The sequence below is a fragment of the Kitasatospora sp. NPDC028055 genome, assembly GCF_040637885.1.
In the GTDB taxonomy this organism is placed as follows: Bacteria; Actinomycetota; Actinomycetes; order Streptomycetales; family Streptomycetaceae; genus Kitasatospora.
This window is the reverse complement of sequence record NZ_JBEZXE010000001.1, coordinates 719,673-738,813: the sequence shown is the minus strand read 5'-3', so window position 1 is coordinate 738,813 and position 19,141 is coordinate 719,673. Positions and strand designations below refer to the sequence as shown.

Sequence of the window (19,141 nt, the reverse complement as noted above, 5' to 3'; positions counted from 1 at the left end):
ACCGCGTGGCCCCGTGCCCTCGGACCTCGTGACCTGGTGATTCCGGCACCCCGATGATGTGACCGTGCCCCCGGTGGATGATCCACCGGGGGCACTCAGCACTCCGGGCGCCGGTCGGGCCGGCCGCCGGCTACTTCAGGCGCTTGCCGGCCGAGCGCAGCTGCTCCGCGGCCTCGACCACGCGGGCGGCCATGCCGGCCTCGGCCAGCTTGCCCCAGGTGCGCGGGTCGTAGGTGTTCTTCTTGCCGACCTCGCCGTCGACCTTCAGCACGCCGTCGTAGTTGGCGAACATGTGGCCGGCCACCGGGCGGGTGAAGGCGTACTGGGTGTCGGTGTCCAGGTTCATCTTCACGACGCCGTTCTCCAGCGCGGTGGCGATCTCCTCGGCGGTCGAGCCCGAACCGCCGTGGAAGACGAAGTCGAACGGGTCGGTCTTGCCGTACTGCTTGCCGATCGCGTCCTGCAGCTCGCGCAGCAGCTCCGGCTTGAGCACGACGTTGCCCGGCTTGTACACGCCGTGCACGTTGCCGAAGGAGGCGGCCAGCAGGTAGCGGCCCTTCTCGCCCAGGCCCAGCGCCTCGGCGGTGCGCACCGCGTCGTTGACGGTGGTGTACAGCTCGTCGTTGATCTCGTGGGTGACGCCGTCCTCCTCGCCGCCGGTCGGGGTGATCTCGACCTCGAGGATGATCTTGGCGGCGGCGGCCTGGGCCAGCAGCTCCTGGGCGATCTCCAGGTTGTCGGCCAGGGTCTCGGCCGAGCCGTCCCACATGTGCGACTGGAACAGCGGGTTCAGGCCCTTGGCCACGCGCTCGGCGGAGACCGCCAGCAGCGGGCGGACGTAGCCGTCCAGCTTGTCCTTCGGGCAGTGGTCGGTGTGCAGCGCGACGGTGACGTCGTACTTGGCGGCGACGATGTGGGCGAACTCGGCGAGCGCGACCGCGCCGGTCACCATGTCCTTGTTGTGCTGGCCGCCCAGGAACTCCGCGCCACCGGTCGAGATCTGGATGATGCCGTCGCTCTCGGCCTCGGCGAAACCGCGCAGCGCGGCGTGCAGGGTCTGCGAGGAGGTGACGTTGATGGCCGGGTAGGCGAACTTGCCCGCCTTGGCCCGGTCCAGCATCTCGTTGTAGACCTCGGGAGTTGCGATGGGCATGCGATCCGCTCCTGTCGGGTTGCGGCGTACGGACGGTGCTGTCCGACGCTGTGTACGCCTTCGTGACGACTCCGTGCCGGCCCGCCGACGCGCGGCGCTGCGGTGTGGCTCTCCGGCACCAAGGTTCGAGGCGACCTCCGCGGTACGGCCATGAGGGTGGTGGGCCGCCGCGGACCGGACGCCGGTGTCATCTTCCCAGACTCGTGCCCGCAGGTCAGCAGGAGCCCGTCTGTCGGGACGCCGTACCGGACGGCTCGGCCGGAACTCGCCGCCCGGTCCGGGGCCGCGGCCGGGCGGCGGGCTCGGCCGGAAGCCGCCGGAAAGGTACGCCCGCTATCCTGCGCCCGTGGACTACAACCAGCTGGCCGTCAACGTGCTCGACGCCAAATCCCTGATCTCGTCCCTCGGCGCCATCGGGCTGATCGCGATCATCTTCGCGGAGACCGGCCTGCTGGTCGGCTTCTTCTTCCCGGGTGACTCGCTGCTGATCCTGGCGGGCGTGGCCGCCTCGAACGCGGCCTCCTCGGTCCTCGGCGACGGTGCGAAGCTGCCGATCGCCGTCCTGCTCGTGGGCTGCCCGATCGCGGCGATCGCCGGTGCCCAGCTGGGGCACCTGATCGGTGCCAAGGTCGGACCGAGGATGTTCGACAAGCCCGATTCGAAGATCTTCCGCCGCGAGTACGTGGTGAAGGCGGAGGAGTACTTCAACAAGTTCGGCTCGGGCAAGGCCGTGGTGCTGGCCCGCTTCATGCCGATCATCCGGACCTTCCTGAACCCGGTGGCCGGCACCCTGGAGATGCCCGCCAGGACCTTCTTCGTGTGGAACGTCGTCGGCGGCGTGCTCTGGACCGAGTCCATGCTGCTGATCGGCTACTTCTTCGGCGACGCGCTCGCCCCGGTGATCGACAAGTACCTGATCCCGGCCGTGCTGCTGATCGTGCTGCTGTCGATCTCGCCGATCCTGGTCGAGGTCATGCGGGAGCGCCGCAAGAAGAAGGCGGGCATCGTCGAGGCCCCGGCCGGCGACGCGGTGCAGAGCGGCAGCGGGCGGCACCGCCGCGGCTGAGGCCGCACGGGTGTAGTGCTCTACGGCCGCGTGGCTTTTACGGCCGCACGGTGTCGTGACGGAGGGCCGGGCCCTGTTCCACGTGGTTTCACGTGAAACAGGGCCCGGCCCTCCGTGCTGCTCGGGGTGCCCGTACGGGTCAGAGGCCCAGGTCGTCCAGGTCGTACGCGGTCACGTACTCCAGGCCCTGCTCCGCGATCGCGGCCGCGCCACCGCGCTCGACGATCACCGCGACGCCGACCACCTCGGCGCCCGCCTCACGCAGCGCCTCGACGGCGGTCAGCACCGAGCCACCGGTGGTGGAGGTGTCCTCGACCGCCAGCACCCGGCGGCCCTTCACCTCGGGGCCCTCGATCCGGCGCTGCAGGCCGTGCGCCTTGCCGGCCTTGCGGACCACGAAGGCGTCCAGCTTCTGCCCGCGCGCGGCGGCGGCGTGCAGCATCGAGGTCGCCACCGGGTCGGCGCCCAGGGTCAGGCCGCCGACGGCGTCGTACTCCAGGTGGGAGGTCGCGTCCAGCATCACCCGGCCGACCAGCGGGGCGGCCTCGCCGTCCAGGGTGATCCGGCGCAGGTCGACGTAGTAGTCGGCCTCCTTGCCGGAGGAAAGGGTGACCTTGCCGTGCACGACGGCCTTGTCCTTGATCTGTGCCAGCAGGGCGTCGCGGTCGTTGCTCATGAGCGTTCAGTCTAGGGCCTGAGGCCCTCCCGGGCCCTCGCGGGCGCTCGCGGCTAGCGTCGGCGCAGCACCCTGGCCAGCACCACGGCGCCGCCCAGCAGGGCCACCGAGCCGCCGATCACCCACGGCACCGCGCTGCGGCCACCCGTGCCCGGCACGACGATGCCACCGGCCTCGCCGCCCCAGCGGGACGCCGCCCGGGCCCGCGCGCTGCGGGTCGGCAGCGCCGGGGCGTACCGGCCGCGCGGCGGGGCGTGGTCCACCTCCTCGGCCGAACGGCCGACGATGCTGCGGCGGACCGGGCCGGAGAGCTCCGGCTCGTCCTCGTACGCGAAGAGCGGCCCGACCGGGAGTTCCTCGGCGACCCCGTCCTGCGGGCCACGGGTGCCGGCCTCGTCGGCGTTGCCGTCGCCGTGCTCGTCGATGTCGTCATCGCCGTCGTTGTCGTCGTCGGCGGCGGAGCCGGTGGGGAGGCCGAAACGCTCGGCATCGGCGTCGGAGAAGGCGATCAGGTCGGAGAGGTCGTCGTCCAGGTCGTCACCGGGCTGGTCCTGGCGGTCCTCGATGAACACGACCTCGGCGTCCGTCCCGGTGTCCGTCCCGGTGTCCGTTCCGGCGTCGGTCTCGTCCGCGGGCTCCGACCCGGCCTCGTCGGCGGCCTCGCCGGAGAATTCCTCGTCGCCCTCGGCCGGGGCGTCCGGGGAGGTGAGCGAGACGGCGAAGCGCTCCAGCAGGCGGCGGCCGACGGCGTCGAGGGTCTCGGCGTCGAACTCGGTCAGCCGGCCGGTGGCGCTCAGGTCGCCGGTGAAGCGGAGCGTCGCGGTGCCGTCCTCGGCACCCTCCGCGACGCTGACCCGCACGGTGGCGGTCGCCTCGCCGCTGCCCCGGGCCTCCTCGCCCTCGGCCAGCACGGTCAGCACACCGCCCCGGCCCTCGATCAGCGACAGCACGCCCTTGTAGGTGATCGTGGAGCCGCCGATCCGCAGTTTCAGCCGCCCGCCGATCTCCTCGGCCGGCCCGGCCCCGACCGCCGCCGGCTCGGTGCTCAGCCCCGGCACGCTCCGCGCCAGCAGCGCCGGATCCTGCAAGGCCTGCCGCACCAGCTCTGCGGACATCGGGACGACAACCTCATGCTCCATGCCACGGAGCCTACCGACTGGGCCCCGCCCGGTCCCCACCCACCACCGCCCGAGTTTCCCGGGGCCACCCCTGCCCGCCCGGGCCCCGGGGCGTGCCCCGCGCCCGGCCGCCCGGGGCGGGTGCCGCGTCGCGCGCGGTCGGCCCGTTGGGGCCGGAGCGGGCCGCCGTTGTCGGGGCCCTGCCGGAGGCTCTATCGCGTCGTAGGGGCGCCTCCAGCCGGGTCGGCCCGAGGGCTGGGAGCCGCTCCGCCCACCCCGCCCACCGGCCCGGGCGCCCCGGGCCGCCTGCCGCCGGGTCAGCGTGGCGCCAGGAGGGTGAGGGGGGCCGGGGGGCGGGGTGGGCGGAGGGCGGTGAGGCGGGTGGCCGAGGTGTGGAGGGTGTCGGGGGTGAAGGCGCGGGGCAGTGGGGCGTCGGGGGCGAGGGTGAGCGGAGGCGGGGTGGCGGCGGCGAGCAGGAAGTCCTGGGCGGTGTCCGGCAGGCCGGGGCGGCAGTCGGCGGTGGCGCTGCCGTCGACCGCGTACGGGGTGGTCCGCAGCCCGACCGCGCGGAGGCCGGACTCGATCTGCCAGAGACCGTCCCCGCGGTTCCCGCCTCCCCGGGTGTCCCCGCCTTCCCCGCCTTCCCCGCCGGCGCGGACGGCGATCCGGCCGCCCGGGGCCAGCAGCCGGGCGGCGAGGCCGTAGAACTCCTGGGAGTGGAACTTGACCGGGCCGCCGTCCGAGGGCGCGGGCAGGTCGGCGAGCACCACGTCGTACTCCTCACCGGGTGCGCCGCGCAGCCAGGCCAGCGGGTCGGCGGCGGTGGTGCGGACCCTGGGGTCGTCCAGGGAGTGGCCGTCGAGGGCGGCGAGGCCGGGGTCGGTGCGGGCGAGCCGGGGGAGGGCCGGGTCGGCGTCGACGAGGAGGACCGAGCGGACGCCGCGGTGCCGCAGCACCTCCCGCAGGGCGAGGCCGTCGCCGCCGCCGAGCAGCAGGACCCGCGCGTCGGGGCCGGCGGCCATGGCGGGGTGGACGAGGCCTTCGCTGCCCCGGTACTCGTCGGGCCCGCAGACCGCGAGCCGTCCGTCGAGGTAGAGCCGGAGCGGGCCCTCGGCGGGGCCGGTGAGCACGATCTCCTGGTACCGGCTGCGGATGGCGTAGCGGACCTGGTCGCCGTAGAGGGCGTGCCGGGCGGCGCGTTCGATCGGGTCGGAGCCGACGGCGGCCGCGGCGAGCAGGACGAGGACGAGGGTGCAGCCGGCCCAGAGCAGCCGTCGTATCCGGGGGGCGGGTTCCTCGCGGAAGAGCCAGAGCACCACGGCGGCCCCGGCGACGGCGTTGACCGCCCCGGTGAGCAGGGCGCCGTCGCCGGGGCCGAGCAGGGGGAGGATCAGGAACGGGAAGGCGAGGCCGCCGATCAGCGCGCCCACGTAGTCGGCGGCGAACAGGTCGGCGACGGCGCGTCCGGCGTCCTCGCGCCGGATGCGTTGGATGAGGGTCATCAGCAGCGGGATCTCGGCGCCGATGAGGATGCCGATGAGGCAGGTGAGGGCGACCATCGCGGCCTGGTAGCGGCCGATCCAGGCCCAGCAGGAGTACAGGGCGAGGACGGAGAGCCCGCCGGTGAGGGCGAGGGCGCACTCGACGAGGGCGAAGGCGGTGGCGGGCCGGCGGGTGAGCCGTTTGGCGAGCAGGGAGCCGAGGCCCATCGCGAAGACCATGACGGAGAGCACCACGGAGGTCTGGGTGACGGTGTCCCCGAGCAGGTAGTCGCCGAGCGCCACGAGTTCGAGTTCGTAGACGAGTCCGCAGGCCGCGCAGACGAACGCGGCCAGTAGGACGGTCAGCCGGGCGAGCCGGGGGCGGGAGCGCAGCCGGGAGCGACGGCGGGCGGGCAGGGGGATGAGGCTTCGCCCGGGCCGGGGTGGGGTGCCGTCGTCGAGGTCCACTCGCGGGCGTGCGGGCGGACCGGCCGGATGATTGATCACGAACAAACGCTAGGGGACGTGCGGGACGGATCGCTGCGCCCATCCGACGGACAGCGGGAGCCCTCGGATTGACGAATCGTTCCTGCGTACGATTCGTAGGTCTGTGCCGGGTGGCATATGACCGGGTTCGGTGCTGTCGGACGGGCTCCTGGTGCCCGGCGCGCGGGCTGTCACGGCCCCGACACCACCAGCGCGGACCGGGTGCAGACCAGCTGCCCCTCCTGCGGGTAGGCGTGCCAGGTCCGCCAGAGCAGCCGGTCGGTGCCGCCCTGGGTGACCAGGGCGGTGAAGGCGCTCGGGTCGCCCGGGAAGACCCCGGCGAGGCCGCGCGGGTGCCCCTCGACCAGGGCCAGCAGCTCCTGGGCGCGGGCCGCGAAGTCGTGCGGGGGCAGGGCCTCGATGCGGGCGGCGAACTCGTACTCCCAGCCGCCGACCTGCTTGGCCACCCGGGCGGGCAGCGGGGTGCGGCGGCCGGGCATGCAGGCGACGGTCTCCAGGCAGTCCCCGGGGCCGGCCGAGATCACCACCTGGTGCGAGGCGCCCAGCAGCCGCAGCTGGAGGGTGCCGGAGGTTCCGGGGCGGCCGCCGTCGAGTCTCAGGTCGCGGACGGCGAGAGCGGGCAGTGGGTCGCCGCCGAGGCACCAGGCCAGGTCACCGGCGCGGGTGTCCGTGTAGGAGGTCTGCAGTGTGGTGAGCATGCTCGGCTCCGCGTTTCAGCTCCGTGCGCGCCCGCCGAGCAGCAGCGAGTAGGCCTAGGCGATGGCGAGGCTGTTCGTGGCTGTGCGGCCCTGGGCGCGGCCGACCGTGGAAGGAAGGATTCCGGCTGGAGATTCAGCAGCAGAGAAGCATGAATACGCCGGGTCCGTCGGTGATTTACCCAACTTTGTCAAGCATTCACCGTTTCGAGCACACCTGCTTCCCGGCTCTGATCGACCCGGTGTGCGACTCTGAACAGCGCGCGCCCCTGTCACCGGCCTGTGCGCCGTGTGCGCCGGTCGTGCGCTCTTCACGCGCACCGTGCGCTGCCGCCTGCCACGCGGGGGATGCGGGCGGGTCTCCGGGTGTGCCCGACGGGCCGTGGGGCCTGCCTGACGGGCAGCAAAGGAGCATGCCACCCAGGGGAGTTGGGGGCGAATCGGCACGTTCGTCGGGCCAGAATTGGTCCCGTCCAAGGGGGGCGCGCAAAGTCGGACTCGCGCCGTATGTGCGCAATGGACTACCGGAGCCCCCCGATCCCCTTGCACAAACCGCTCCCCGTCGGGCTAGGTAGCGCCGCGCAGGCCGGGCGCAGGCCGGGCGCAGGCCGGGCGGGGCCGTCGAGCGGCGCCGTCGGCGGCTCAACTTCCTTGTGGAAAAGCCATGTTCATTGCGCGCGGCGGCTCCGGGGCGCGACCTGACGCGCGGCCGGACGGCAGCGGGGGCGGGAGCAGGGGGATGAGCCCGGGGCGACGGCCCCGGGCGCGGAGGAACGGGGGAGCGGAAGGCTATTCCGTCGCCCGGCATTCCGCACTTCGTGACGGGTGCGGTGACCGGCGAGGCGACCGGTTCGGTGACCGGTGAGGACGTCGGCGGCTTCTTCCGGTTCTACCGGACTCCGCCCGGCACCGAATTCGCCGCCGACGTCGATCTGGTCGCTCAGAGCCGCTGCAGCCGCTCGACGGCCTCCTGGAGCACCTCGTCCTTCTTGCAGAAGGTGAACCGGACCAGGCTGCGGCCGGCGTCCGGGTCGTCGTAGAAGACGGCGTTGGGGATGGCGACGACGCCGCAGCGGTCCGGGAGGGCGCGGCAGAAGTCGACACCGTCCTTCTCACCGAGCGGGGTGATGTCGGTGGTGATGAAGTACGTGCCCTCGGGGGTGAAGGCACGGAAGCCGGCCGCGGTGAGGCCGTTGAGCAGGAGGTCGCGCTTGCGGCGCAGGTCGGTGCGCAGGGTGTCGAAGTAGTCGCCGGGCAGGCGCAGGGCCTCGGCGACGGCGTACTGGAAGGGGCCGGCGCTGACGTAGGTGAGGTACTGCTTGGCGGTGCGCACGGCGGCGACCAGGGCGGGGCTCGCGGTGACCCAGCCGACCTTCCAGCCCGTGAAGGAGAAGGTCTTGCCGGCCGAGGAGATGGTGACGGTGCGCTCGCGCATGCCGGGGAGGGCGGCGAGGGGGTGGTGGGTGGCGCCGAAGACCAGGTGCTCGTAGACCTCGTCGGTGATCACCAGGAGGTCGTGCTCGATCGCGAGGGCGGCGATGCCGGCCAGCTCCTCGGAGGTGAGGACGGTGCCGGTCGGGTTGTGCGGGGTGTTGATCAGCAGCAGCCGGGTTCGCGGGGTGATCAGGGCGCGCAGCTCGTCCAGGTCGGGGCGGAAGTGCGGGGCCCGGAGGGTGAGCGGGCGGCGGACGGCGCCGGCCATGGCGATGCAGGCGGCGTAGGAGTCGTAGAAGGGTTCGAGGGCGATCACCTCGTCGCCGGGCTCCAGCAGGGCGAGCAGGGCGGCGGCGATGGCCTCGGTGGCGCCGGCGGTGACCAGGACCTCGGTGTCGGGGTCGTAGTTGAGCCCGTAGAACCGCTGCTGGTGCTCGGCGACGGCGGTGCGCAGCTCGGGGATGCCGGGGCCGGGCGGGTACTGGTTGCCGCGGCCCTCGCGCAGGGCCCGTACGGCCGCCTCGCGGACCTCCTCGGGCCCGTCGGTGTCCGGGAAGCCCTGCCCGAGGTTGATCGATCCGGTGGCCGTGGCCAGGGCGGACATCTCGGCGAAGATCGTCGTCCCCATGCCCGCCAGCCTGCGGTTCAGCAAAGGCCTCGTACCCATCAGCGGCTCCTCACGGCTCGTAGTCAGAGCCATCCTCTGATGGCTGGCGAGCGATGGACAAGCAAGCGCAACCCGTCGATCCAGCTGATGCCCTGGTACGGCATCGGCGAGCACCCGGGGGTGTGCGCACAGCACGCCACCGCCGAGCAGACCACCGCATCGACCGCGGCCGCTTGACGTGCCCCTTGACGTTTCCAGAGCGGATCCCGCCGCCCCGTTTCCAGACGTGTCCATCACGCCCCAGCGCCTCATCTGCTCCGTCTCGGTTGGCTGGGTCGCCAAGATCCTTGGCATGAACGAGAAGTACGTGTACGCGCGTACGTTCCTCGGCCGGAGCGGCCAGCCCTACGGCTGGCCGCTCCGCGGTAACGGTCTCTACGAGTGCCGCGAGATCGGCCCGTTCGGAAGGAAAGCCGCACGCATAGCCCGTCGGTTGGGCCCGCGGAGTGCCGACTCCTAGCAACCGGGACAGCCCCGCTACCAGCGAGATCTTCGACGGACTTCCAGCTCACCCGGTGGGTGGCTTGGTGCCGTTGGGCCAGACACACGGGGACACAAAGGCGATGTGCAGCGTGGTGCTCCAGTCGCCGCCGTCGTCGATGGTGGCGCTGAAATCGTCTTTCGGATTCTTGAGGAAGATGGCATCAGCGTGGCTGCTGGTGACCTTGAACCCGGCTTTGACGAGATGGTCGCGGAAGGCATCGAAGGTGGCGGCATGATGGTCGGCCGGGATGCCTCGCAGATAGCGGGAGGTTACGGCCATGGTCCGGCCGTCTTCCTCCGAAGGGGCGTCGTTCTTGAAGCACCACCCGTCGCTGTCCCGGTCGGCGACTGCGGTCACCGGTTGCGGGAGGGCGGCGAATACGTCGGCGAAGTACGCCTCGGTCTTCTGTTTGGCCTGCTCATGGGTCATCGTCGGGCTGTCGTCCGTACCGGCGCAGGACGTGGCCATCAGCAGGACGGCGACGGCCGGCAGCGCCAACCTCGCGGCCTTGGTAAGGCGTTGGTGGGTCCCGTTCGCCATCACGGCCGCCATGTGCCGGCGATGACCCTGCCGAATTCCTTGACCGCGTCCCCATTTGGATTCCAGTAGTGGGAGTGATCGCTGTCCCCGGCCTGCAAATGCCGGGCTCCGAAATCGGAACTCATAGGATCCTGCCTGAACCACTCGCTTCGCGCTACCGCATACATCCCGGAGTCCTCGCTTCCCCGGGCGACGTATACGTGGGACGGGTCGATGTTCAGTTCCCTGGCGTGGTCGACGCCGACGCCGGGACTGCCGACGAGGATGACGTCGTCGACTGGTGGCTTGAGGTCGCGCATGGTGTAACCGACTGCGAGGGTTCCGTAGCTGTGGCCCATGAGGATGTTGTGCGACGGTGCGCCCTCGTGGGTCGAGCGCAGCCCGACCTGGAAACGGGCCAGATCCTTCTCCGCGTTCTCGGCGAAATGGTCCATTGCTGCGTCCGGGATCTTGTTCTGCGGCGCGTCATACCCGACCCACGCGATTGCCGCGGTGGACTTGGTTCGGCCTTCCGTGGTGGCTGCCTTCACCATCTCGTCCGCCTTGTCGACGTCGCCGCTGACCGCTGCGAACTTGGAGGTGGTGCCAGGGACGAAGGTCACGACGTTGTCGGCCGTGTCGGGGTTGTTGACCGAGACGATTGCCCGGCCGTTGCCCTTGGTGTCGAAGCCGAGGAGGAAGGCCGGCGTGTTGCCACGGGCGGCCAGTTTCTTGCCGTCCAGGCGGCTTTCGATGTCGTCGATTCCCTTGAGTTTCTCCCGCAGGTCGATGTTCTTGGCATCCCAGGCCATCCAGTCCGGGTTGGTGATGGGGCCCTGCCCGCCATCGATCTTGTGCGGTGGCTCGGGGCCCAGATGGTCGAGTTGGAGTTGGAGGTTCTGCTTGGCGTTCTTCATGTTGATGCGGTTGGCCTGGTCGCGGGCGACGGCGGGGATGCCGTCGAGGTTGCCGACCTGGTCGGGGTGGTCGTTGATGAACTTCTGACGCTCGCTGTCACTGAGGCCGTTCCACCACTGCTTGACGGAGGCCGGGTCCGTGCCCGCGGCGGGTATCTGCTCGCGGGCGGTCTCGGCCGCCTGGTCCTTCGCCACCGTGGCGGCGTCCAGGCCGGTGCCGTTGCTCGCGTTGGTCGCGAGGTGGTTCAGCCTGGCACTGATCTCCTGGTCCGCGTGGTCGGCTTCACTGAGTGCGGCGGCGATGCGATTGCTGATGGCGATCGCCGTCGTCTCGGCGCCGGCGCCTGCGTAGTTCGGGGACGTGGGCTCCTTGTCCCACGTGATGCGGCCGTCAGGGGCGACGTTGAGCTTCGCGTTCTTGGCGTCGTCCAGGGCGTAGATCAAGTGGGCCTGCGCCAGCGCGAATTGTTCGGCGGCCTTGGCAAGTGCCTTGCTGACGAAGTCGAGCTCACTGTGCGCGGACTGGAGTTCGGTGCCCAGGAACTGGATTCGGGCATGGGCGTGGTCGGCGGCGGTGCCGGTCCAGTGCGAGTTGGTGAGTCGGTCGACGACCTCGTGCTGCCAGGACTCGATGTGCTGGCCGAAGGCCGAGTAGAGCTTGTCGAAGGCGTTCTTCGCGATGGTGATGTTGTTGATGTTGGCGTCGTAGAGCGTCTTGATGTTCATCGCTTACTCGGCCGCCTTCGCGCTGGAGGGCTTCACCGGGCCCGGGACGACGGTCGTGCCGAAGGGGTCCGGCTCGTCCGGGATCGGCGCGGCCGGGTTCCTCATACTCGTGTGGACGTCCTTCTCTACCTGGCGGTAGTAGGCGGCCGATGCGGCGAGCTTGGTACCGACGTCCCCCATGTCGCCGGCGAGCTTGTCCAGCAGCGTCTTCCAGTTGGTGCCGCAGTCTCGCACCGCGGCGGCCGTCAGCCACCCCTGCAGCGTGCCGGCGGCCTGGCTGCACGGCTCCGTCACCTTCGAAGTCTCACCCGGTATCAGACCCCCGACGTGCTGCGCGCTCTGTGCGCAGCCGTCCAGCTCAGCCGGATTGACCTTGAACTCCAAGGCCAGATCAGGATCCGCCATGTGTTCCCCCCTGTAGCCGGCCCCGAGGCGTTGCCCGCAGCCCGCATTCCCCCAGAAATGATTACTGTCGGATAGTAATCGGTTGCTTCTAGCGGCGATCGGTGGACCTGGGCGTTGGGATGAACGCGAGCGGGGCATGGACAACCGAGGGATGGGAGCACTCGCAGGCGGACCCGGCATCTTGGCAGGGCCACCGCATTCGCCCTCAGCTCGCCAGCGAACAGGTAGGCGAGCAGGGCTTGACCCAGCCGAGCCGAGCCGAGCCGGGGCTGGGGACAAGGACGGCCAGGCGGCCGGGAGGGCGCGGGAGGGTACGGGAACGGCCCGGCCCCCGGCGTCTGCCGGGGGCCGGGCCGCAGGGGTGCGCGGCGGGGCCGGGATCAGGCCTCCTCGCCGTCCTCGCTGCCGCCGTCCTCGCCCTCGATCTCGTTCTGCAGGCCGAGGCGCTCGACGATCCACTGCTCGAAGCCGACCGCGGCCTGGGTCCAGTTCGCGGTGGTGGTGACGAAGTAGTCCAGGTTGACGCCGGTGCCGACGATCATCTGGACCTCGCCGATCAGGCGGACCACGCCGTCCTCGTGGGTGTGGGTGTACACCTTGGGCCAGAGGGTCTCGCGGTTCCACTCGTCGATCAGGTCGAGGATCTCGCCCTTCTTCTCCAGCGGGTACGCGCGGTCGTAGAAGGCACGGACCGCGAAGAGCTCCTTCTGCTCGCCGCGGAACATGTAGTAGACGCGGAAACCTTCCCAGGGGGCGGTGAGGTCGCCCTCCTCGTCCACGACGTGCTTGAGCTGCATCTGGTCGAGCAGCTGGGCGACCAGGGCCTGGTCCGGGACGACGATCGGCGGAGGGCCGGCCGGCCGGCCACCCTGGCCACCGGGCTGGCCGCCCTGGGGCACGCCGAACGACGGGATGGACGACGGGTCGATGCTCATGGGGGGTCCTCTTCCTCAGTGCACGTGGTGGCCGGCAATGAGAGGCCGCCCTTTCCACCTCCCATCCTGCCTCATTCGGGGCTCCGCTCACAGGGGAGGCGGGGGGCGCGTCGATCTTCGTACCGGGGTGTCCGGAGGCCTCCGTCACGCACGGTGCCCGGGGTGCGGCGGCCCCGTCGCACGCCCGGCGCGCGCGTGAGCCAAGTCACGCGCCCGGCGCCCGGGTTCGCCTGCCGTGCGAGCCGGATGCGGTTAGCGTGCGACGGAACCGGCCCGGGGCAAAGGCCTTTCCTCCCGGGCGAGTTGAGGTGTTTTGAACCGAAGGGGGGAACGGGGATGGAGCGTACGGTGACGGGGGAGGGCGCCTCGCTCGGGGCGTTGCTGCGGAACATCCGGCTGGACCGGGGGATGACGCAGGAGCAGTTGGGGGAGGCGTCGGGGCTGAGCGTGCGGTCGATCCGCGACCTGGAGCGGGGGGTGTCCTGCCCGCGGGTGTCCACCCTGCGGCTGCTCACCCAGACCTGGAACCTCCCGGAGTCCCAGGGGGCCGAGCTGCACCGGATGGCCCGCGCCTGGCGGGACCGCGCGCGGCGGGAGCAGCGGGCCTCGGGGGAGTGAGCGGGTGCCCGGCGGCCGCCCCCTCGCGCGGGCAAGGGGGCGGCCGAGAGCGGTGCCGGTGACGGGAGGGGGCCGGTGGCTACTTCTCCAGCGGGCCCCGGCCGCGGACCGTGAGCCGGTCGCCCTCCTCGTCCCGCTCGACCAGGACGGTGTCCCCGTCGTGCACCTGGCCGGAGAGGATCGCCCGGGCGAGCTGGTCGCCGATCGCGGACTGCACCAGCCGGCGCAGCGGGCGGGCGCCGTACGCCGGGTCGTAACCGGTCAGTGCCAGCCAGTCGCGGGCCGCCGCGGAGACCTCCAGGGTGAGCCGCCGCTCGCGCAGCCGCTCGCCGAGGCGGGCCACCTGGAGGTCCACGATCCGGCTGAGCTCGGCGGTGCCCAGCGGGTCGAAGACCACGATGTCGTCCAGCCGGTTGAGGAACTCCGGCTTGAACGCGGCCCGGACGGAGTCCAGCACCAGGGCCTTCTTCCGGTCCTCCGGGGTGGTCGGGTCGACCAGGTAGTGCGAGCCCAGGTTGGAGGTGAGGATCAGGATCGCGTTCCGGAAGTCCACCGTGCGGCCCTGGCCGTCGGTGAGCCGGCCGTCGTCCAGCACCTGGAGCAGCACGTCGAAGACCTCGGGGTGGGCCTTCTCCACCTCGTCCAGCAGCACCACGCTGTACGGGCGGCGCCGGACCGCCTCGGTGAGCTGGCCGCCCTCCTCGTAGCCGACGTACCCGGGCGGGGCGCCGACCAGACGGGCGACCGAGTGCTTCTCGCCGTACTCGCTCATGTCGATCCGGACCATCGCCCGTTCGTCGTCGAACAGGAAGTCGGCCAGGGCCTTGGCGAGTTCGGTCTTGCCGACGCCCGTCGGGCCGAGGAACAGGAAGGAGCCGGTCGGGCGGTCCGGGTCGGCGATGCCCGAGCGGGTGCGCCGCACGGCGTCCGAGACGGCCTGCACGGCCTCCGTCTGGCCGATCAGGCGGCGGCCCAACTCCTCCTCCATGCGCAGGAGTTTGGCGCTCTCGCCCTCCAGCAGCCGGCCGGCCGGGATGCCCGTCCAGGAGGCGACCACGTCGGCCACGTCGTCCGGGCCGACCTCCTCCTTGACCATCGAGGCGGAGGCGTCCTGGTCGGCGGCGCGCTCCTGGGCCTCGGCGAGCTCGGTCTCGGCGGCCGGGATCTCGGCGTACATCAGCTTGGAGGCCCGCTCGAAGTCCCCGTCGCGCTGGGCCCGTTCGAGCGCGCCGTGCAGGCCCTCCAGCCGCTCCTTGAGCTCGCCGACCCGGTTGAGGCTCTTCTTCTCCTGCTCCCAGCGCGCCGTCAGCACGCTCAACTGCTCGTTCTTGTCGGCCAGATCGCGCCGCAGCCGGGCGAGGCGGTCGACCGAGGCAGGGTCCGACTCCTTCTCCAGGGCCAGCTCCTCCATCCGCAACCGGTCGACGGAGCGCTGGAGTTCGTCGATCTCGACCGGGGAGGAGTCGATCTCCATCCGGAGCCTGGAGGCCGCCTCGTCGACCAGGTCGATCGCCTTGTCGGGCAGGAAGCGGGAGGTGATGTAGCGGTTGGACAGGGTCGCCGCGGCGACCAGGGCGGCATCCGAGATCTGCACCTTGTGGTGCGCCTCGTACCGGCCCTTGAGGCCGCGCAGGATGGCGATCGAGTCCTCCACGCTGGGCTCGCCGACCAGCACCTGCTGGAAGCGGCGCTCCAGGGCCGGGTCCTTCTCGATCCTCTCGCGGTACTCGTCCAGCGTGGTGGCGCCGACCATCCGCAGCTCGCCGCGGGCCAGCATCGGCTTGAGCATGTTGCCCGCGTCCATCGCGGAGTCGCCGCCGGCGCCCGCGCCGACCATGGTGTGCAGCTCGTCGATGAACGTGACGACCTGCCCGTCGGAGGACTTGATGTCGTTCAGGACGGCCTTCAACCGCTCCTCGAACTCGCCGCGGAACTTGGCGCCGGCCACCATCGCGCTGAGGTCCAGCGCGACCAGCCGCTTGCCGCGCAGCGACTCCGGCACGTCACCGGCCACGATCCGCTGGGCCAGGCCCTCGACCACGGCCGTCTTGCCGACGCCGGGCTCGCCGATCAGCACCGGGTTGTTCTTCGTCCGGCGGGAGAGCACCTGGACCACCCGGCGGATCTCGTGGTCCCGGCCGATCACCGGGTCGAGCTTGCCGTCCCGGGCGGCCTGGGTGAGGTCGGTGCCGTACTTCTCCAGGGCCTTGTAGGTGCCCTCCGGATCCGGCGACGTGACCCGGCCGCTGCCGCGGACGTCCTTGAAGGCGGCGAGCAGCGCCTTGGGCGTCGCGCCCTGCTGCGCCAGCAGCTCGGCGACCGCGCCGCCCTCGGCGGCCAGGCCGACCAGCAGGTGCTCGGTCGAGACGTACTGGTCGTCCAGGTCGTCCGCGCGCCGGCCGGCCTCGGTGAGCACGGCGAGGGTGTCCCGGGCCAGCTGCGGGGCGGCGACCGTCGAGCCCATGGCGCTGGGCAGCGCCGCCAGCTGGCGGCGCGCCTCGGCGTCGACCCGGGCGGGGTTCGCCCCGACCGCCTCCAGCAGGGGCCGGGCGATGCCCTCGGGCTGCTCCAGCAGGGCGATCAGGATGTGCACCGGCCTGACGTCCGGGTTGCCTGCGGCGCCCGCCTGCCGGATCGCGGCGGACAGGGCGTCCTGGGTCTTGGTGGTGAACTTGCTCGCGTCCACTGCTGGGGGATCCTCCCTCGTCGTCCTTCACTGCTGCTAGATACAGCATGCACTAAGTTGAGTGTATTCCGCTCAACTTTTCGGCGGAAGGCTTTTCGGGGCTGGTGGCTCGGCGCCGGGCCCCGCGCGGTTCAGGCCTCCCGCCGCGGGTGCTGGCGGACGCTCCGCCGGGTCAGCCCCAGCAACTCCCGGGCCGGCCCGCCCGGCCGCTGCCCGGCCGGCCACACCGCGCGCAGCGGCCGTCGCAGGTCCAGCTCCTCCGCCAGCGGCACCTCGACCAGCCGCCGGGTGGCCAGCTCCTCCACCACCGCCAGCTCGCTCAGGCAGACCGGCCCCGCCCCGGTCATCGCCGCCCCCTTCAACGCCGTGGACGAGGCCAGCTCCATCCGGGGCTGCACGGTGCCCCCGTACGGCGCCAGCGCCGCCTCCAGCACCTCCCGGGTGCCCGAGCCGGGCTCGCGCAGCACCAGCGGGGTGGCCGCCAGCTCCGCCCCGGTCAGCGGGGTGCGGCGGCGCGCCCAGCGGTGGCCGGGCGCCACCACGACCACCAGCCGGTCCGCCGCCACCACCGCGCCGGCCAGCCCGGGCGGGGTCGTCGGACCCTCGACGAAGCCGAGGTCGGCGTCCCCGGCCAGCACGTGCCCGGCGACCTCCGCCGAGTTCGCCGTCCGCAGCGTCACCGCCGTCCCCGGGCTGGCCTCGGACAGTGCCAGCAGCCAGCCCGGCATCAGGTACTCGGCGACGGTCAGACTGGCCACCACCCGCAGCTTGGCGTCCCGCCGCTCGCGCAGCGCGTCGATCCCGGCGTCCAGCGCCTGCGCCGCCTCCAGCACCTGGCGGGCCCACTCGACCACCAGCCGGCCCGCCTCGGTCGGCCGGCTGCCCCGGGGCGAGCGCTCCAGCAGTGGGACGCCGATCTGCCGCTCCATGCCCTTGATCCGGGCGCTCGCGGTCGGCTGGCTCACGCCCAGCTCGGCCGCGGCCCGGCCGACGCTGCCCAGCCGGGCCACCGCGAGCAGCAGTTCCAGGGCGCCCAGTTCGGGGACGTGCGGGGAGAGGGGCATAGGTTCAGGCTATGCCCTCATAGAACCCGCGGCGCTACCGGCGGCCGGGCCGCTCGGCGACGGTGGAACCATGTCCACCTCGGCCGTTGTCCGCCCGCTCGCCAGCTCCGCCGCTCCTGCCCGCTCCTCCGAGCAGCCCCGGCCGTCCCGTCCCCCGCGCCCTTCCGGTCCCTCCCGCGGCCCCCGGTCCTCCCGGCTCTCCCGGCTCTCCCGGCTTCCCCGCCTCGACCTGGCCCAGCTCGGTCCCAACTGGTACGCCGCCGTGATGGGCACCGCGATCGTGGCCAACGGCGCCGCCGCCCTGCCGGTCCACCTGCCCGGGCTGATCGGCTTCGGCGAGGTGATGTGGGCGCTCGGCGCGGCGGCCCTGGTGCTGCTGGCCGGCGCCCGCCTGGTGCACCTCACCCGGCACCGCGAGGCGGCTCGCACCCAGCTGCTGGACAACCCGGCCACCGCCGTCTTCTACGGCTGCCCGCCGATGGCCCTGCTGGCGGTCGGCCTCGGCACCCTGCTGCTCGGCTCCCGGGTCATCGGCACCGGCCCCGCCGTCGCCCTGGACGCCGTGCTGTGGGGCGTCGGCACGCTCTACGCGCTGACCGTCGCGGCCGGCATCCCGTACCTGATGATCACCCGGCACCGGGTGTCCGCCCTGGAGGCCAACCCGACCTGGCTGCTGCCCGTGGTCGCCCCGCTGGTCGCCTCCGCCTGCGGCCCGGCCCTCGTCCCCCACCTGCCCACCGGAATGCCCCAGGAGGCCATGCTGTACGGCTGCTGGGCGCTGTTCGGGATCGGCCTGCTGGCCACCCTGGTGCTGCTGCCCGTGGTGTTCACCGGCCTGTTCCACAGCAAGCTCCCCACCCTGGTGCTCACCCCCGCGCTGTTCCTGGTGCTCGGCCCGCTCGGCCAGTCCGTCACCGCGATCCACCAACTCGCCGACGCGGCCCGCCCGGTGCTGCCCGCGCTGGCGCCCGTCCTGCTGCCGCTGGCCGAGCTGTACGGGGTCGCCGTGATCGGCGTCGCGATGCTCTGGCTGGCCGTCGCGCTGGCCGCCAACCTGCGCGCCCGGCGGGCCGGGATGCCGTTCGCGATGACCTGGTGGGCGTTCACCTTCCCGGTCGGCACCTGCGTCACCGGCGCCTCCGCGCTCGCCCGGCACACCGGCTTCGGCGGCTTCACCGGGCTCTCCGTCGGGCTCTACCTGCTGCTCGGCACCGCCTGGGTGCTCGCCGCGACCGGCACGGCCACCGGGCTGCTGCGCGGACGGCTGCTGGCGCGCTGAGCGCGGGCGCGCTGAGCCGGACGCCCTGAGCCCGGCGCCCTGAGTCGGGCGCCCTGAGCCGGACGCCCTGAGTCGGACGTCCTGAGCGGGGCGCCCTGCTCGGTGCGGCCGGCGCGGGCTGAGCTGCGACGACCCGCGCGGCGGCCGCCCGCACTCAGGAGCATGCCGCCGTTGCAGGAACGCGCAGCTGCACGATGACGGTGAACTGCCAATCGCTGCGCGCCGCCCGTACCCCCCGCTGGCCTCGGCCTTTACCGGAATCCCGGCCCCCGCCCGCGGCCCCGCACCCGCTGCGGGATGCAGATAACTGCAATTGCGCGAACCTGCACTCGGACGGCACTTGTTCACCGGCCGTCACGCTGTGAGGGTGGAGGTACGCCAGGTCGTCCGGGCACCGCAGTCCGATGGTGGCGACCAGCTCTTCAGAACTGACCACGAGTGCAACGTCCCGCACGCGTGGAACGGGGGGGAAGAGCCCCGGCCGGGATCCATGTGTGGTGATGGAGCCCGAACCGGTACCGGCGAGGCGTTGCTGCTCCGCCTCGACGGAATCGCCTGGACCTGGCGTACCGATGGCGGCCCCCGGGACCCCGTGTGCGACGGCACCCGGACCCGGGGGCCCGCCTTCCGGCCGGTAGCGTGGGACGCCCGGCCACCGGCGCCCGCGGACCGCGCGACCCGCGGCCCCGCGCGCACGGACGGGGACAGGCA

The 19,141-nt window shown here is 72.3% G+C and carries 16 protein-coding genes; 4 read left to right on the top strand and 12 right to left on the bottom strand.

The annotated features are described in order from the left end of the window. Positions 1-130: 130 nt before the first annotated feature. Complete coding sequence (fbaA, locus tag AB0F71_RS03590; RefSeq protein WP_360227447.1) at positions 131-1,153, bottom strand: class II fructose-bisphosphate aldolase; 1,023 nt, start codon at positions 1,151-1,153, stop codon at positions 131-133. Positions 1,154-1,499: 346 nt separating this feature from the next. On the opposite strand from fbaA, the gene AB0F71_RS03585 reads away from it, so the two are divergent. Continuing rightward, the gene (locus AB0F71_RS03585) at positions 1,500-2,219 is read left to right on the top strand and encodes a VTT domain-containing protein (protein WP_360227444.1); all 720 of its coding nucleotides are present in this window, start codon (positions 1,500-1,502) and stop codon (positions 2,217-2,219) included. A 139-nt stretch (positions 2,220-2,358) separates the two neighbouring features. On the opposite strand, the gene pyrE is transcribed toward AB0F71_RS03585, so the two are convergent. From pyrE to AB0F71_RS03560, 5 genes are all read right to left on the bottom strand, one after another. Then, a complete protein-coding gene (pyrE, locus tag AB0F71_RS03580; protein ID WP_360227441.1) occupies positions 2,359-2,895 on the bottom strand; it encodes an orotate phosphoribosyltransferase in 537 nt (178 codons plus the stop codon). A 53-nt stretch (positions 2,896-2,948) separates the two neighbouring features. Then, positions 2,949-4,034, bottom strand: a complete 1,086-nt coding sequence (locus tag AB0F71_RS03575) for a hypothetical protein (RefSeq protein ID WP_360227438.1) — start codon at positions 4,032-4,034, stop codon at positions 2,949-2,951. Between the two features lie 296 nt (positions 4,035-4,330). Then, entirely contained in the window at positions 4,331-5,887 is a 1,557-nt protein-coding gene (locus tag AB0F71_RS03570; protein WP_360227722.1) for a polyamine aminopropyltransferase, read from the bottom strand. A 284-nt stretch (positions 5,888-6,171) separates the two neighbouring features. Beyond that, on the bottom strand, positions 6,172-6,699 hold the full coding sequence (locus AB0F71_RS03565) for a DUF2617 family protein (protein WP_360227435.1): 528 nt from the start codon (positions 6,697-6,699) through the stop codon (positions 6,172-6,174). A gap of 937 nt (positions 6,700-7,636) precedes the next feature. Next, positions 7,637-8,797 (bottom strand): pyridoxal phosphate-dependent aminotransferase, encoded by a 1,161-nt coding sequence (locus AB0F71_RS03560; RefSeq protein ID WP_360227432.1) that lies wholly within the window; start codon positions 8,795-8,797, stop codon positions 7,637-7,639. Between the two features lie 39 nt (positions 8,798-8,836). Here AB0F71_RS03560 and AB0F71_RS03555 point away from each other — a divergent pair, with 39 nt between their 5' ends. Further along, positions 8,837-8,974 (top strand): hypothetical protein, encoded by a 138-nt coding sequence (locus tag AB0F71_RS03555; protein WP_360227429.1) that lies wholly within the window; start codon positions 8,837-8,839, stop codon positions 8,972-8,974. 331 nt (positions 8,975-9,305) lie between these two features. On the opposite strand, the gene AB0F71_RS03550 is transcribed toward AB0F71_RS03555, so the two are convergent. The 4 genes from AB0F71_RS03550 to AB0F71_RS03535 form a co-directional block, all read right to left on the bottom strand. Then, the gene (locus tag AB0F71_RS03550) at positions 9,306-9,833 is read right to left on the bottom strand and encodes a hypothetical protein (RefSeq protein ID WP_360227426.1); all 528 of its coding nucleotides are present in this window, start codon (positions 9,831-9,833) and stop codon (positions 9,306-9,308) included. Continuing rightward, positions 9,821-11,443, bottom strand: a complete 1,623-nt coding sequence (locus tag AB0F71_RS03545; protein WP_360227423.1) for an alpha/beta hydrolase — start codon at positions 11,441-11,443, stop codon at positions 9,821-9,823. The genes AB0F71_RS03550 and AB0F71_RS03545 overlap by 13 nt, the downstream gene beginning before the upstream one ends. A 3-nt stretch (positions 11,444-11,446) precedes the next feature. After that, positions 11,447-11,848, bottom strand: coding sequence for a hypothetical protein (locus tag AB0F71_RS03540; protein ID WP_360227420.1), 402 nt, complete (start codon positions 11,846-11,848; stop codon positions 11,447-11,449). A 380-nt stretch (positions 11,849-12,228) separates the two neighbouring features. Then, positions 12,229-12,783: a YbjN domain-containing protein gene (locus AB0F71_RS03535; RefSeq protein WP_360227417.1), complete on the bottom strand. Its 555-nt coding sequence runs from the start codon at positions 12,781-12,783 to the stop codon at positions 12,229-12,231. Positions 12,784-13,119: 336 nt separating this feature from the next. Here AB0F71_RS03535 and AB0F71_RS03530 point away from each other — a divergent pair, with 336 nt between their 5' ends. Then, positions 13,120-13,401, top strand: coding sequence for a helix-turn-helix transcriptional regulator (locus AB0F71_RS03530; protein ID WP_360227414.1), 282 nt, complete (start codon positions 13,120-13,122; stop codon positions 13,399-13,401). 79 nt (positions 13,402-13,480) lie between these two features. Here the strand turns inward: AB0F71_RS03530 and clpB are convergent, their stop codons facing one another. Together clpB and AB0F71_RS03520 are read right to left on the bottom strand one after the other, a co-directional pair. Further along, positions 13,481-16,087, bottom strand: coding sequence for an ATP-dependent chaperone ClpB (clpB, locus tag AB0F71_RS03525; protein ID WP_360227411.1), 2,607 nt, complete (start codon positions 16,085-16,087; stop codon positions 13,481-13,483). A gap of 131 nt (positions 16,088-16,218) precedes the next feature. Next, complete coding sequence (locus tag AB0F71_RS03520) at positions 16,219-17,151, bottom strand: LysR family transcriptional regulator (RefSeq protein WP_360227408.1); 933 nt, start codon at positions 17,149-17,151, stop codon at positions 16,219-16,221. Between the two features lie 70 nt (positions 17,152-17,221). Here AB0F71_RS03520 and AB0F71_RS03515 point away from each other — a divergent pair, with 70 nt between their 5' ends. Further along, complete coding sequence (locus AB0F71_RS03515; RefSeq protein WP_360227405.1) at positions 17,222-18,430, top strand: TDT family transporter; 1,209 nt, start codon at positions 17,222-17,224, stop codon at positions 18,428-18,430. Positions 18,431-19,141 lie beyond the last annotated feature (711 nt).

Bases quoted from the DNA above. Each gene is read 5' to 3' on its own strand.
- fbaA (WP_360227447.1), bottom strand. From the start codon at position 1,153: ATGCCCATCGCAACTCCCGAGGTCTACAACGAGATGCTGGACCGGGCC.
- pyrE (WP_360227441.1), bottom strand. From the start codon at position 2,895: ATGAGCAACGACCGCGACGCCCTGCTGGCACAGATCAAGGACAAGGCC.
- AB0F71_RS03575 (WP_360227438.1), bottom strand. From the start codon at position 4,034: ATGGAGCATGAGGTTGTCGTCCCGATGTCCGCAGAGCTGGTGCGGCAG.
- AB0F71_RS03565 (WP_360227435.1), bottom strand. From the start codon at position 6,699: ATGCTCACCACACTGCAGACCTCCTACACGGACACCCGCGCCGGTGAC.
- AB0F71_RS03560 (WP_360227432.1), bottom strand. From the start codon at position 8,797: ATGGGTACGAGGCCTTTGCTGAACCGCAGGCTGGCGGGCATGGGGACG.
- AB0F71_RS03555 (WP_360227429.1), top strand. From the start codon at position 8,837: ATGGCTGGCGAGCGATGGACAAGCAAGCGCAACCCGTCGATCCAGCTG.
- AB0F71_RS03550 (WP_360227426.1), bottom strand. From the start codon at position 9,833: ATGGCGGCCGTGATGGCGAACGGGACCCACCAACGCCTTACCAAGGCC.
- AB0F71_RS03545 (WP_360227423.1), bottom strand. From the start codon at position 11,443: ATGAACATCAAGACGCTCTACGACGCCAACATCAACAACATCACCATC.
- AB0F71_RS03540 (WP_360227420.1), bottom strand. From the start codon at position 11,848: ATGGCGGATCCTGATCTGGCCTTGGAGTTCAAGGTCAATCCGGCTGAG.
- AB0F71_RS03535 (WP_360227417.1), bottom strand. From the start codon at position 12,783: ATGAGCATCGACCCGTCGTCCATCCCGTCGTTCGGCGTGCCCCAGGGC.
- AB0F71_RS03530 (WP_360227414.1), top strand. From the start codon at position 13,120: ATGGAGCGTACGGTGACGGGGGAGGGCGCCTCGCTCGGGGCGTTGCTG.
- AB0F71_RS03520 (WP_360227408.1), bottom strand. From the start codon at position 17,151: ATGCCCCTCTCCCCGCACGTCCCCGAACTGGGCGCCCTGGAACTGCTG.
- AB0F71_RS03515 (WP_360227405.1), top strand. From the start codon at position 17,222: ATGTCCACCTCGGCCGTTGTCCGCCCGCTCGCCAGCTCCGCCGCTCCT.